The organism is Indolivaga capnocytophagoides DSM 22835, assembly GCF_000426485.1.
Taxonomy (GTDB): Bacteria; Bacteroidota; Bacteroidia; order Bacteroidales; family Dysgonomonadaceae; genus Dysgonomonas_A; species Dysgonomonas_A capnocytophagoides.
Genome location: NZ_AUFL01000009.1, coordinates 225,331 through 240,313, shown reverse-complemented (window position 1 = coordinate 240,313; position 14,983 = coordinate 225,331). Strand labels below are relative to the sequence as shown.

The 14,983-nt window shown below is 39.2% G+C and carries 7 protein-coding genes; 3 read left to right on the top strand and 4 right to left on the bottom strand.

The window, feature by feature from the left end; genetic code table 11:
• Positions 1 to 52: 52 nt before the first annotated feature.
• From K322_RS18625 to K322_RS18620, 3 genes are read right to left on the bottom strand one after another with little or no spacing between them, the layout of a single operon-like run.
• Positions 53 to 1,954, bottom strand: a complete 1,902-nt coding sequence (locus K322_RS18625) for a RagB/SusD family nutrient uptake outer membrane protein (protein ID WP_260202539.1) — start codon at positions 1,952 to 1,954, stop codon at positions 53 to 55.
• Between the two features lie 11 nt (positions 1,955 to 1,965).
• Positions 1,966 to 5,061, bottom strand: a complete 3,096-nt coding sequence (locus K322_RS0105000) for a SusC/RagA family TonB-linked outer membrane protein (protein WP_026625894.1) — start codon at positions 5,059 to 5,061, stop codon at positions 1,966 to 1,968.
• Positions 5,062 to 5,084: 23 nt separating this feature from the next.
• On the bottom strand, positions 5,085 to 6,359 hold the full coding sequence (locus K322_RS18620) for an IPT/TIG domain-containing protein (protein ID WP_051290643.1): 1,275 nt from the start codon (positions 6,357 to 6,359) through the stop codon (positions 5,085 to 5,087).
• Between the two features lie 960 nt (positions 6,360 to 7,319).
• On the opposite strand from K322_RS18620, the gene K322_RS0104985 reads away from it, so the two are divergent.
• Genes K322_RS0104985 through K322_RS0104975 form a run of 3 tightly spaced genes read left to right on the top strand, consistent with a single transcriptional unit; the run spans position 7,320 to position 13,317 of the window.
• Positions 7,320 to 10,640: a SusC/RagA family TonB-linked outer membrane protein gene (locus tag K322_RS0104985; protein ID WP_260202538.1), complete on the top strand. Its 3,321-nt coding sequence runs from the start codon at positions 7,320 to 7,322 to the stop codon at positions 10,638 to 10,640.
• Between the two features lie 23 nt (positions 10,641 to 10,663).
• Entirely contained in the window at positions 10,664 to 12,424 is a 1,761-nt protein-coding gene (locus K322_RS0104980; RefSeq protein ID WP_026625892.1) for a RagB/SusD family nutrient uptake outer membrane protein, read from the top strand.
• 17 nt (positions 12,425 to 12,441) lie between these two features.
• Positions 12,442 to 13,317, top strand: a complete 876-nt coding sequence (locus K322_RS0104975; RefSeq protein WP_026625891.1) for an endonuclease/exonuclease/phosphatase family protein — start codon at positions 12,442 to 12,444, stop codon at positions 13,315 to 13,317.
• A 197-nt stretch (positions 13,318 to 13,514) separates the two neighbouring features.
• Here K322_RS0104975 and K322_RS0104970 read toward each other — a convergent pair whose 3' ends face one another.
• Entirely contained in the window at positions 13,515 to 14,954 is a 1,440-nt protein-coding gene (locus K322_RS0104970; protein WP_026625890.1) for a SusD/RagB family nutrient-binding outer membrane lipoprotein, read from the bottom strand.
• Positions 14,955 to 14,983: the final 29 nt, after the last annotated feature.

Sequence of the window (14,983 nt, the reverse complement as noted above, 5' to 3'; positions counted from 1 at the left end):
CCATCGACCAGGATATTTTAGGGGTAATTATAAAGTTTTTTCAGGGGGCAATTTAGATTTGGCACGAGGGGGCAACGCTCACTGGATTTTCCAAGTATCCCTGGCGATTGTTGAGTTTGGCTGATACGTTCATCCCTCTGATGGGTTTATTATATGCTGTCATGGCATCAGTGCCCCATCGTCTCAGATCGTGATATCTCCGTCCTTCACACATAAACTCAACTTGCCTTTCACGCTTTATCAGTTCTCTTACTTTCGTTTGGCTGTTAAGTTCGCTATCTGTAATTCCCGGTAAACCGGCTCTAAACCGAATCTGATTGAACGCTGCTTTTATCTCGCTTGTATTACGGGTTACAGTGATGCCGGTTTCAGTATCGGTATACGAACCTTCAATTTCATTCAATGCTTCGGCATAATTCAGCAGGGTTTCAGCATAGCGAAAGATCGGAAACGATTTGGATCGGACTGCAGATGTTTGCTTCATATTATCTTCGGGGTGGATGTATTTCTTACAGGTATAGCCCGTGCGATTATAATCGTCCGGATAGTTTTGTGCAGGTTGTGCATTCCCGTCAGCGTAGTATGTAACCTCGATATTCTTCACACTCTCTGAACCTGTGTAAGACGTTCCCGGCCAAAAAGAATGACAGAAGCCTATGCTGGTATAGAATCTCATTTCGCGATTGGCGTACATTTTGGCAGTATTGCCTTGCAGTTGATAACCCGAAAATGAATATCCCGAACCGATGGCTTTATATATTTCATCAGAACCCGGATAAGGATACTCGTCACTGGATTCATTTATATCATGTCCATCTTTCATCCGATAAGCATCTACTATATCTTGAGTTAAATTAAGACCATTACCTCCTCCCAAAAAGGTAGGTGTGGCAATCCACAGAGGAGAATCACCTGCTGTCAGCGGAGAGCAAGAATATATAAACTCAGGATTGAGCAAAACCGGTAATTCTCCATTAAAGATGTACGCATACGACCGAAGAGGATCAATGTCGCCGGCTCCATTTGGGAAATTATCCGATGGAACGTTTGCCGGTAAAGCGGGAGTGTCGGATTCTTTAGGAGTTGTGTATAATTTATACAATCCGGTATCGATAATTCTTTTGGCAGCAACAGCAGCCTTTCCCCATCTTGAGTTATCAGCGGTTTGAGATATAAATGGCCGTCCGTCCGAAGTCAGCCAGTCTGAATAAAATTTATTTCCATTATACCATGGGCTTGCGGCATACAAAAGCACTCTCGATACTGTAGCCATAGCTGCTCCTTTTGTGGGGATGCTTACTTCTGTAGATGACTCTCTCTTCTGTGGCAGATATTCTTCTGCATTTTTCATGCTTTGACAGATATAGTCGATACATTCATCGTAAGTGTTGCGCTCATAAGTCATGTCTTCGGTATTTGCATCAACACTAATTATTGTTTCGGGCAGAATAGGAACGGGGCCGTATTGCTGTAACAGAAGATAGTAAAAGTAGCCTCGGAGGAAATAGCAGCGTCCCATATAATCCCGACGATCAATATCCGATATATCAGGAACTTCATTGATACGGGCAAGTACGATGTTTGCCTTACGTATTCCTTGATAATAGGTACCCCAATTGTTGAAGTACCCCGAAAAAGGAGTTATTTCATCTAATAGAAATTTAATAGCTGCATGCCTGTCATCATTCCACGAAGTAAAATTTTCGTCCGAGGCACCCTGAAATGGCATTGGAGCAGTGGTCCATAGATTGCCCTCATTGGGCAGGAGTCCTGCTGCTCCCCTGATATATTGGTCAACTAACTCCTGACGCTGAAAAACCGAATCGAGAAAAGTCATCTCGTTGAAGTATTTATCGGCATCGAGATAATCACTGCACGAAGTCATATTTATCCCTGCTATATATAGAGATAGTCCGATAAGGCTATTTATAACCCATAATCTCATTCTTTTCATGATAAAAAATTTTAGAAGGTTAGATTTACTTGTAGTGTATAAAGTCTTTGTAAGGGGTATACAGCTCCATTACTGGATGCCTGAGCCGGATCCCACAATTTTACTTTATCCCAAACATGCAGGTTATCTCCTATAAGGCTGAAGGTTGCCGACTGCATTCCGAAGCGTTTCATCCAGAGCTTTGATAATCTGTAAGAAACTTCGACATTCTTCAGGCGGAGGTATTGACCGTTAGCAAGCCAAAAAGTTGAGTTGCGGTTGTTATTCTTATTCTCACCATAGGTTAGTCTGGGGAAGCGGGCATTAGGATTTTCTGTATCGGTAGTCCCTGAATAAGACGCAGGAGTCCATCTGTTTGACTGGTCGTAAACCATACTCATGACATTTCCTCTCGATTCGTAAGCGAAAGGATAAAAACCGCTTCCTCCATAGAAAAACTGAACCTTACTAACGCCCTCGAAGAATGCACTGAATGTGAAGTTTTTCCATCTGAATTCGGTTGCGAAACCATATTGTATCTGAGGTACATTAGAATAAGCTAATGGTACTACATCATCATCATCGATAACTCCATCTCCATTTACATCCTTGTATTTGATATCTCCCGGTCTCACATCATTTATGAAAGTTTGTTTCGGGCTACTCTTTATATCGTCGTCATCAGCAAACAGTCCTAAGGCTATAAGTCCTCTTTGGACACCATACGGAACTCCTACATATGATTGGTATGGATAATTGATTCCCGATTGTTCCCAATAATTTACTTTGTTTTTGGCAAAAGTAAAGTTACCTCTCAACGTAAAGCTCATATCTTCATTTATAGGTTGAGTATAAGCCAGTGTCCCGTCGAGACCCCATGCTGTCATTTTTCCGATATTAGAATAGGGTAGAACGGAACTCAATCCTACTTCGTCAGGTATATTAGCTCTTTGTTGGAATATATTATCTGTAACGTTTCTAAAGTAATCTATAACCAGATCGAATCGGTTTTTATAGAATTTGGCATCAATACCTACATCGAATTTGGTGGTTGTTTCCCACTTCAAATCTTTTGCTCCTATACGGTATTCAGTTATGGCATTACCTCCCCATATACCACTTGATGTGTTATTTAATACTGTAATATACGGGAAACGAAGATCATTGCCATTAGAATCTTTTAATCGGTCATTACCCACTTTTCCAAAAGAAGCCCTGAACTTAAGATAATCGACAAAGGGTATGTTTTTCTTGAAAAAGGTGTACTGTGATGGTATCCAGCCTCCTGCAATCGCCGGAAATATTCCGTATCTGGTATTCGAATCGAAGTTTTCAGAACCTGTATATCCAACGTTGGCCTCTATAAGGTAAGTGTCTTTGTATGAGTATGTGGCACGACCGGATAGAGCCTGGTATCGTTTGGGAATAGCCAAAATATTGTCATTCCCCCATTCCGAGTCGATAGACTCCTGACGGTAAAAATGGATAAGGCCTGTAACTCTGTGATCTGAATTAAATACTTTATTGTAATCGGCTGTGGCTTCAAAATAAAATTGACGGTCTGAAGCTGTACTTTGTGCTGTACTCAGATCTGATTTGGTAATTTTACGGTCGGTCATTAATGTACCATCCAGACTTCGGCCTGTGGCGTAATATAGGTCGGGATTTTTGAGCCTTGCTGTTTTATGAAGTGCATCGTTCTTTAATGAAAATAAAGCTGTGGCGGATAATCCAGGAGTGATGAAACTCAGATCCTGTGCTAATTTTAGATTGATTGATGTTGAGAATCTTTCATTTTCGGTATATCCCAGATAATTTAACCGTACATAAGGAGACATTTCATCGGCATTGCTTCCATATGAAGGTAATTGTCCGTTGCTGTATTTTACGGGTACTAATGTCGGAGGCATATTAGCCTGAGCAGACCATAACGCAAGATTGTTCGAGCTATTTCCATTTCCCGGAGCATTCTGTTTGACCATTACAGCCTCCAGTCCGAGAGATAATACGGTAGAACGTGTAAGATTCGCATCTATATTAGCCCTGAAATTATATTTTTTGTAATTTACATTGGTATCATAATCATTTGCCGATTTGTCTTGTTTGAATATAGCTTCCTGATTGAGAATACCTAAACTCATATAATATCGAGCATTTTCTCCACCTCCCGATATACTCAGGTGGTGCTGGTTATTCCAGACATGATCTTTAAGTATTTCGTCCTGCCAATTTACGTTCGGATAGAGATCGGGATCTAAGCCTGTCTTAAATAGCTCAAGTTCGGCCGATGAATACATCGGATTTAGACCTCGTACCGCACGAGCTTCATTTGCCAATTCTGCGTAGCCCGAAGAATCTAAATATTTCGGCATACGGGGAGAATAAGAATAAGTTGCATTCGTTTTAAAAGCGATATTCAATTTACCGGCACGTCCTCTTTTTGTAGTTACTACAACTACACCATTTGCTCCTCTTACACCGTAAACTGCTGTCGCCGATGCATCTTTCAGCACACTGAAAGTTTCGATGTCGGCAGGATCGAGATCGTTGAGATTCCCTTCTATTCCATCAATCAGTATTAAGGCGCTTTGGTTGGCTCCGAAAGTACTGATGCCTCTGACCCAGAATTCTGAAAAATTGTTACCCGGTTCGCCGCTTCTTGTAACTGATATAATACCGGGAACACGTCCCCCCAACATATTACTGACCGAAACTGCGGGAATCTGTAATTCGTCAGGTTCTATTGTAGTGATAGCCCCTACAACCGAAACTTTTCTTTGTGTACCACGTCCTGTTACAACTACTTCATCAAACTCATTGACTTTAGCCTGCAGCACAATCTTTAACCGCTCCGAAGAAGTTCCGAATTGCATTTCCTGAGGCTTATATCCAATGTAAGAGAATATAACAGTCGCTTTTGCCGGAATACTTAACCTGAACCGTCCATCCAAGTCTGTGACTGTACCAATACCTGAATTACCCTTGACCGTTACCGCTACCCCGATTAGTTCAAGCCCGGTTTCGTCCATTACAGTACCGGCAATAGATATATTCTGATTATTCTGGGATTCAGCAATGAATACAGACGAACAAAATAAGAATAGTAATATTATATATATATTTTTCATATGTGTTTTCCTATTAATAAATGTTATTCAACGGCGTATTTACGAATACATACCCCCCAGCCTTCGCATATCCAATAACCGCCTTCGCCATCGTATGAAATATCATATGGATAATTGAATTTTGCTGTTAATGGAGAACCATCTTCATTGCCTGCGGCATTATATGTGCCTGCAATAGTAGATACATAACCTTCTTTTATTGAAATCTTTCGTATAATATGCCCCCCATGACCTTCGGTTATATAAATATTACCATCCTCATCAATAGTCAAACCATTAGGTTGTACAAATTTGGCATCCTGAACGTATCCGTCCTGATAAGCATTACCGTTAAATCCCGCGTAGGCTTCTACGGTTTGTCCGTCTTTACTTATCTTATAAATACCGTAGGCCGATTGAGCCGACCAATAAAAGCAATCTTGAGCAGCACTGTAGGCCAAGTAACTAACATCGGATGTTCCCGATCTTATTTTTTCATTTAATATCTGACGTTCCTGAGTTTTTATATTATAGCGTCCAAACTTTCCGGTTGCATCGCAGAAGTATAGCCATTCTTCTGTTTCATCGAAAGCTAAAGCCCTTACTATGCCTGTCACGTCAGTCCCAAGTTGACCGATGCGGGAAGGACTCCAGCCCGATTCTTTAGTGTACATGTATATTACATGAGGGGAATTTTGTCCGGCGGCATATACTCTCGCTTTATCTTTGCTAACAGCGGGCTTACCTGCCTGAAATGCGTTTTGTAATGTAATAACCTTATTGTCTTTGACCGAAACGAGCCTAACGGCGGGATTGTCTCTTTGAAAGACAATGACTGTTTCATCTCCTAATGCACCGATTCCCTGTATATAACTGAATCTGGCATCTACCAGAGTACCATCATCAGTACCTCCGGTTCCGGGTTTGCCTGCTATTGTAGAGACATTCTCAGCAACAATATAATGAAACGTTTTGTCGAGGGATGATGTCTTACCATCTATAATTACTTCGACTTTATTGTTACCTGCCAATTGTCTTGGGGCAAGACAATATATAGTAGAGTTATCGATTCCGATAACTGTTGCTTTACGCGATCCATCATTATCTTTGAAGTATACTTCAACTTTCGATTTATCTGTACCGAAGTTGGTTCCTTTTATGATGAATTTTTCTCGTATACGACCCGTATCGGGCATAAAGGTTGTGATCTCGGCGGGCTTACTGGGATCATAAGGCTCTCCGTCTGATTTTTTGTCATCACTGCACGAGAAGTATGCAATGAGGCAAAACAATCCCATGAATAGATGTTTCTTTTTCATAATGTACGTGTTTTTGATTAATTAATGGTAGAGTGCAGCTTTGGATAATGAGGTTGTAAGTTATCCAGAGCTGTATAGTATATATAATTTAAGATATCAGAGGGATCTGTTTGTGTAAGATTGACTGAATTGGATGAAAGAACAGTGGGTATCCCGAATGCAACAAAAGACTGCTCTGAACAGTCAAGTTCAAGGCAATCTTTCGATTTATATAGATGTTATTTTTACCCCGAAAAGAAAATCCGGGTTGTTTAGTATATATTAATATATTATCTTGGTATGTGCGTGTGCGGCTCTCTCTCTCTCTCTCTCTCTCTCTCTCTCTCTAATATTATAAAGATAATATCCAAATAATATTTACATAAAGTGATTGTTATTTTTAATAGTTCTTTCATTGTATTTGTGTTTTAAGGTTAGGCAAAACTATATATAAACCCTTTATTATAGGGGGAATTTTAAACCAATGTTTGTATAGAAATCATTCAAACAGGTATTTTGAGTAATTCTCAGAGGATGTCAGCGGCAATGCTTTTTCGTTTTTAGAATTGGGAATATTTGTTTGCATAACGCAAATAAAATTACTTTGAGATAATCTTACTATTACAATTTTACTAATATTTCAATATTAAGAAAGGCTCCTGTTTTTTGCTGAGAAAGTACCTAAATCAGGATCTTGTAAGCAGGGGGATATAATGCTGTGAAATACTGAATTGCCTCCGAAAAATCGGACTGTATATATACTGTACAATCTTCTTGAGACCATATTACATTATGGTTGCAAGCCTTGTTTTCAGAGGTCTGTCTTTTAATAATAATAAAACAATATTGATAAAATACCTTAATTAATGAGGTATATCTTCGTCATGCTCTAAATAATCGGAATAAGTTGTTTAGATGCGGTTCATTGTCATTGCATAGTTTTAAGGTTGTCTTTTTTTTAACATTTATAAATTAAAATCAATGAAAATTTTAGTAAAGGAACTACTCCTGTTTTCTTGTTGCCTAGTCTTGTATTCATTGTCTTCATTTGGTCGTTTACGAGCGGCGGTATCTCAGCCGGAAACAGAATTGTATACAATGCATTACAATTCATCAAACGAAATGAAAGAGAATCAACAAGACCTACAAGAAATAAAAGGAATTGTTTTAGACCACAACAACGAGCCTATTATTGGTGCCTCTGTTTCCGTGAAGGGTACAGCTCATGGAGTTTTGACTGGAGTCGATGGAACTTTTTCATTTCAAATTCCCCGATCAAGTGAATTTATTGTAGTTTCTTTTATCGGATATAAACAGAAAGAAATAAAACTGACTAACGAAACCAACTTGAAAATTATTCTGGAAGATGACTCTAAAGTACTTGACGATGTTGTGATTGTTGGATATGGAGTTCAGAAAAAAATAAATTTAACGGGCGCTGTAGAACAAATATCGAACGAAGTATTCGAAAACCGTTCAGTATCGAATGTTACTCAGGCATTACAAGGTACCATCCCTAACTTAAATATCCAATTGACAGACGGTAAGCCTGGGCGTTCGGCAAATTATAATGTCCGTGGAACTACATCAATCGGGCAAGGGGGAAATGCCTTGGTACTTATCGATGGAGTGGAAGGGGATCCTGCCATGCTCAATCCAAATGATATTGCCAGTGTTACCGTTCTTAAAGATGCGGCATCTGCAGCCATATACGGTTCGAGAGGTACTTTTGGAGTGATATTGATTACTACCAAAGAACCCTCTAAAGATAAAACGTCCATTACTTATTCTGGAAGTTTCTCAGTTCAGAAACCGATAGCTGTACCAGACTTTGTGACAGATGGATACGAATATGCTTCGCATTTTTATGAGGCTTATCATGCCTGGAACAATTATTCAGCCGATCCGAAGAATATAAATAAAACGCAGGATTTTTCTTTGGGATGGCTCGAAGAATTTAAAAAGCGTAAGGAACAGGGTATTACTGACGAAGTTACAGTAGATGCCAACGGCAAATACGTTTATTACGGAAACGAAGATTATTACAAAGCTCTGTATAAAAAGAATACCTATGCCCAAGACCATAATTTATCTATATCGGGAAATAACGGCAAATTAAATTACTACTTATCAGGTCGATTCTATGGGTACGATGGGTTATTTAAATACAATACAGATGACTATAAAATGATGAATATACGTGCCAAAGGATCTATACAGGTTTACAGTTGGTTGAAAGTAGAAAATAATATGGATTTTTCTAATATGGATTATCATAATCCAATCAATGTGGGGGAAGGCGGTTCGATCTGGCGTAATATATCAGACGAAGGACACCCAACTTCACCTATATTCAACCCTGATGGCAGTCTCACGTTTTCGGCTGCTTATTCAATAGGTGACTTTATATACGGAAAAAATGGTATTGATACCAATAATCGGATATTGAAAAATACAACAAGCTTTACAGCTTCTTTCTTAGATAATAAGGCTCATCTGAAAGGTGATTTTACTTTCCGAAATACTGATAATGAACAAACTCAACGTCGTGTTCCTGTACCATACAGCACTTACGAGGGAGAAACAAGGTTGTTGAGCAGTCAGTATAATGACCTGAAAGAAACTTCTATGAGAACCGATTATCTTGCAACAAATATTTATACTGATTACGAAAATACGTTTAACGACCGTCATTACTTCAAAGGGATGATCGGATACAACTATGAACAATCGGAATACAAAAGTACAAGTGTACAGCGAAATGGCTTGTTGTTAAGCGATTCGAAGAACATTAATCTGGCTTTGGGGGATGCTATTACTACTTCAGGCGGATATAATAAATGGCGTGTTGCCGGAGGTTTTTTCAGATTGAATTATGCTTTTGATAATCGTTACTTATTAGAAGTAAACGGACGTTACGATGGCTCTTCTAAATTTCCTAATGATGAGCAATGGTCATTCTTTCCTTCGGTATCGGGAGGATGGAGAATATCCGAAGAACCATTTTGGAAAGTAAATAAAGATATATTTTCCGATATCAAAATACGTGCGTCGTACGGGTCATTGGGTAATGGTAATGTATCTCCGTATAGTTTTCTCGAATTATTAAAAATACAAACCTCGACTCGAGTTCTGAACGGGCTTAAAAACAAATATACAAGTGCTCCTGATGTATTGCCTGATGGGCTAACATGGGAAACTACTACTACTTCGGATATTGGATTGGATATGAACCTGATAAAAAATAAACTGAGTTTTTCGGGAGACTATTATATTCGTAAAACAAAAGATATGTATACTGTAGGGCAAACCCTTCCTGATGTATTCGGAGCAACATCGCCTAAAGGTAATTATGCTGATTTGACTACCAAAGGATGGGAATTAAGCCTTACATGGAAAGATCAGTTCTCATTCGGAAATAAGCCTTTCAATTACAATATACGTGCAACTTTAGCCGATTATATTTCTACAATAGACCGATATAATAATACTACCGGAGACCTTAATGATTATTATGCAGGTAAACGGGTAGGAGAAATATGGGGATATGTGACAGAAGGCTTATTCGCCGACCAGGCAGATATAGATAGCCATGCTAAGCAGACTTTGATACAATCGTCATCAAAAAACATTACTTATCCGGGAGATGTAAAGATAAAAGACCTGAATGGAGACAATGTAATTGATTACGGTAATAATACTATCGATGATCATGGAGATAAAAAAGTAATAGGAAATATGTTGCCCCGTTATACCTATAGTTTTAACCTGGGTGGAGATTGGAATAATTTTTTTCTGTCAGTATTTTTTCAGGGAGTCGGAAAACAGGATTGGTATCCAAGTTCCGAAAGTATCTTTTGGGGACAGTACAATCGTCCATACAATAATTTACCGAAATGGCATTTGAATAATTATTGGACTGAAGACAATAAAGATGCTTATCTGCCTCGTTATGCTGGTTATAACAATTCATTGAAAGCAACCCCTCAAACCCGTTATTTGCAGAATGTAGCCTATATACGTCTGAAAAATCTTCAATTTGGATATAATATTCCTCAACAGATTATATCGAAAGCTAAAATCCAAAACCTGCGTGTATATTTTTCGGCAGAGAATATTTGGGCATGGTCTCCTCTATACAAACATACCAAAGACTTGGACGTCTCAAATATTTATGGATCGGATCCCGATCTTACAGATGCTAATATGTCATCAGGCTTAAACGGGAATCGGGGTAGTGGTGATGGAAACAGTTATCCTTTGATGAAAAGCTTTAGCTTAGGTTTATCTGTAACATTTTAATAAATATAACTATTAATAATAATATGAAACGAATAATATATTTCGCGACAGCCTTCTGCTTATTATATCTTTCATCTTGTTCTTTAGATGAAATACCTCAAGACTCTGTAACCAAGGAGACGATATTCAGTACCGAAAAAGGACTTGATACATACTCCTACTCATTTTATAACATGTTACCGTCTGTAGACGATGGATTCAGACAAGATGCAATGTGTGATTACGGGGCTGTTACGAGTTTCGACAACTTTTTGAGAGAAGGTGCTTATTCTGCAGAACTGAGTTCCGGTTGGTCGTGGACAGACCTTCGAAACATTAATTACTTTATCGAAAATTGCACAAGTGAGGCTGTTGATGAATCTGTAAGAAAACATTACATCGGGGTGGCACGTTTTTTTAGAGCTTATTTTTATTACAATAAGGTTGTCCGATTTGGAGATGTACCATGGATTGACCGTCCATTAGCTGTTGACGACGAATTATTGTATGCAGGACGCGATTCGCGAACAGTAGTTATGGATCATGTTCTGGAAGATCTGAATTATGCCTGTGAAAATATATCACGTACAAAAGACGATACTGGAACACTTATAACTAAATGGGTCGCTTATGCATTGAAATCGCGTATATGCTTGTTTGAAGCGTCATTTCGCAAGTATCATACCGAACTCGGATTAACAGATACAGCCAATAAGTGGTATCAGGAGGCTGCCGATGCATCAGAAGCTGTAATGAAGCAAGGCAATTATACGATTTATACAGGGGCAGGAGAAGATGCATCACTACGCTCATTGTTTATAAGCGATAAGCCTGCAACAGCCGAAGTAATGCTTGCCAGTTGCGCTGATGCCGGATTAGCTGTATTAGGGCAGGCTAATTGGTGGTGGACATCCGGAACATACGGTTCACGTTTCAGCATGACACGTACCTTTGTGAATACGTTTCTTAATATAGACGGCACTCCTTATACCGATCGTACAGGGTACCAAACCATGGAATTTTATGACGAGTGCCAGAATCGTGATAAAAGGCTTGCTCAGACAATCAGGACTCCGGGATATAAAAGAGACGGAGCCTATGCCGCTCCTAATTTCAATGGTTATTCCTATACAGGTTATCAGCCGATCAAATACACTCTTGATGCCTCTAAATACGATGCCGGAGCATTAAATACAAATGCAATACCATTGTTCCGATATGCAGAGGTATTACTTAATTATGCAGAAGCCAAAGCCGAATTAGGAACTATCACTGATGCCGATTGGGCGAATACAGTCGGAAAACTGCGTGCCCGTGCCGGTATTACCTCTGGTTTGACGACCAAGCCTACAAAAGTTGATACTTATTTACAACAGAATTATTATTCAAATATTACTAATCCTGTAATTCTTGAAATACGTCGCGAACGTTCTGTGGAACTTGCATTGGAAGGATTTCGTTTTACAGATCTGAAACGCTGGAAGTGCGGAGAACTGATGACTATGCGTTGGACTGGAATATATGTTCCTGCTCTGAATGTACAAATGGATCTTGATCGTGATGGCACTACCGATGTGATTTTTTATAAAGGAGAAAAACCTTCGGGATTACCTGCAAGTTGTACGCCTGTTGCTGTCGGTAATGGAACACAACAAGGATTAACAGGAAGCACCTCAGGGAATCTTACATGGTCTGACAATGACCCTCGTATCTGGTATAGTAACGGACGTCAATATTATTATCCGATCCCCCAATCAGCAATCAATAAAAATAAGAATCTGGCACAGAATCCCGGCTGGGAGTAATTTAATATTAAATAAAAATGAGAACTAAACTAAAATTATATTTTTCGTTTCTTTTATGCGTGATTGTGCTTTCTTCATCAACACTACCTGCTTCAAAAGAGAGTAAAACGAAACATGAGTTAACGATTGCTACTTTCAACTTACGGATGGATACTCCTAATGATGGAAAAGACGCATGGCCCAACCGTAAAGAGATGGTAAAGGGACTCATCAGATTTCATGATTTTGATATATTCGGAACTCAGGAAGGTTTTAAGCATATGTTAGATGGAATTGTAGAGCTTGAAGGATATACATATATCGGAGCAGGGCGTGACGATGGCAAAGATGCCGGAGAGCATTCAGCTATCTTTTATAAAAAAAGCCGTTTCAAGCTTTTAAGCAGTGGCAATTTCTGGTTCTCGGAAACTCCCGATGTTCCGGGTAAAGGATGGGATGTGACATGTTGCAACAGGATCTGTTCGTGGGGTAAATTCTATGACGAAACAAGTCGAAAAGAATTTTACTTTTTCAACGTTCATTATGATCATCAGGGAAAGGTTGCCCGTCGTGAATCCTCTAAGCTTTTATTATCTAAAATCAGGCAGATATCGGGAGAAAAATCGTTGGTTTTTGTAACCGGAGACTTTAATGCTGTACCTACTGATGAACCAATAACTATATTATCGGCTGATGGGTTGTTGAAAGATTCGTATACCATTAGTAAACAGCCTCCATACGGAACAACGGGAACTGCTAATGCTTTCAAAATAGAGGGCGAGAAGAATAGTCGAATTGATTATATCTGGGTAACATCCGGTGTTAATGTTGAAAAATATGGTGTGTTGAATGATATGCAGAACGGACATTTTCCTTCTGACCATTTTCCGGTATTAATAAAAGTGAACTACTAAACTGTCGGTTTATAACCATTTCAATTAAAATATATCCGGTTGCAACATTGTTTGCAATCGGATATATTTTAATGATTTGGGGTAATTATGTATGTGTCCTTGATAAAAAAGCACAGCTATGATGAAATAGCTGTGCTTTTTTTATAAATGGCTGACTTCAGTTTCAGTCAAATCCACATAACAAGCATATCATAATATCAATAAACATCAAACCAGAGTTTGGTAGTCAGCAAGTCAACACCCTGATTGGCTATTGCTTTCTTGTAGCTTTCTCCATTAAGAGATTGTTCTGTTGCCGGATAATAATATCTGGATGGTAATTTGCCTTCCAATACACTCGCAGGGCCTGCTGTTAATACGGGATAATCGAGGCGTCTCCATTCTGCAAAAGCATCTAAGCCTTGTCCGAAGAAAGCAATCCATTTTTGTTCACCTATTGATTTTTTATAATTCGAAGCATCATATTTTACTCCCGATTGAGCCAGATAAGCCGCTATAACGTCTGTATCGGTAATTCCGAACTGGTTCAATGAGGCAGTGATAGCTTTTTGGTAATATTCTTCGGCATCTCCGGAAATATATCCTCTTGCTACCGATTCAGCCAATCCGAATAATACCTCGGAGTATGAGAATAATACAGCGGGAGAGACATCTGTCAGGAAAAACGTTCCGGGTTTGGATGTTTTTCCGAATCCCTGATTATTTGCATCACTATTCGAAAGTCCGTTTGCCGCTCCTACATAAGTTCCAACCGATGTATCGGAAGGAAGTTGTGCATATACAGGCAGGCGAGGATCGGATAATGCCTTCAATCTGTCGACTATACTTTTTGATACACGATAATCATCACGGGTCTCGAAGCGGGCTGCTTGCGGATTCTGCTGAGGCGAACTTGAATATGTAAACTTAAATGTTTCGCTATTACTGCTTATCAGCCCGGCGGCATCATTAACGACACTTGTTATGGTCTCTTTGGCAAGATCACTTTCCCGATCGGCAATACGTAAGGCGATACGTAAGCGTAAGGAATTTACAAACTTTTTCCATTTATCGATACTTCCGCTATATACGACATCCCCTTCGATACTTCCCGATGCTGTGCTCAACAAACCTTGAGCTTCAGATAAATCAGCTAATATGCCTGTATAAACTTCTTTCTGGGTATTGTAGGCAGGAGTTATGCTTTTTCCTGTTTCCTCATAAGGAACATCCCCATAGGCATCTGTAAGTATAAGGTAAGTCCATGAGCGTAGAGCCAGAGCTACCCCTTTATAGTTATTGTTGGCTGTGCCGTCATCCGACAGGCTTATTATTTTATTCAGATCCGCAATAATTGTTGCATAGCCGGTATTCCATAGGGTTGTTACACTGGTACTGGTGTTTGCAAATTCATAACGGTCGGTTTCTGTATATTGGATCGATGCCCAATGCTGTACAAAGAGCAATGAAGTATTAAATCCTGCATCGGCTCCCCAATATAAGTCGGCGGCATGCTTAAGGCTTCCGGTCAGGAGATATGCTGCATTTGGATTTTCAGTTGCATTCGGATTCTCATTAATTTCGTCCAATTGATTGTTGCACGAACTGAATAATATCAGGGTAAGTGCCAATAGTGATAATATATTTTTTTTAAACATGATCTTCTTTTTTTTTAAGTGAGGAACTC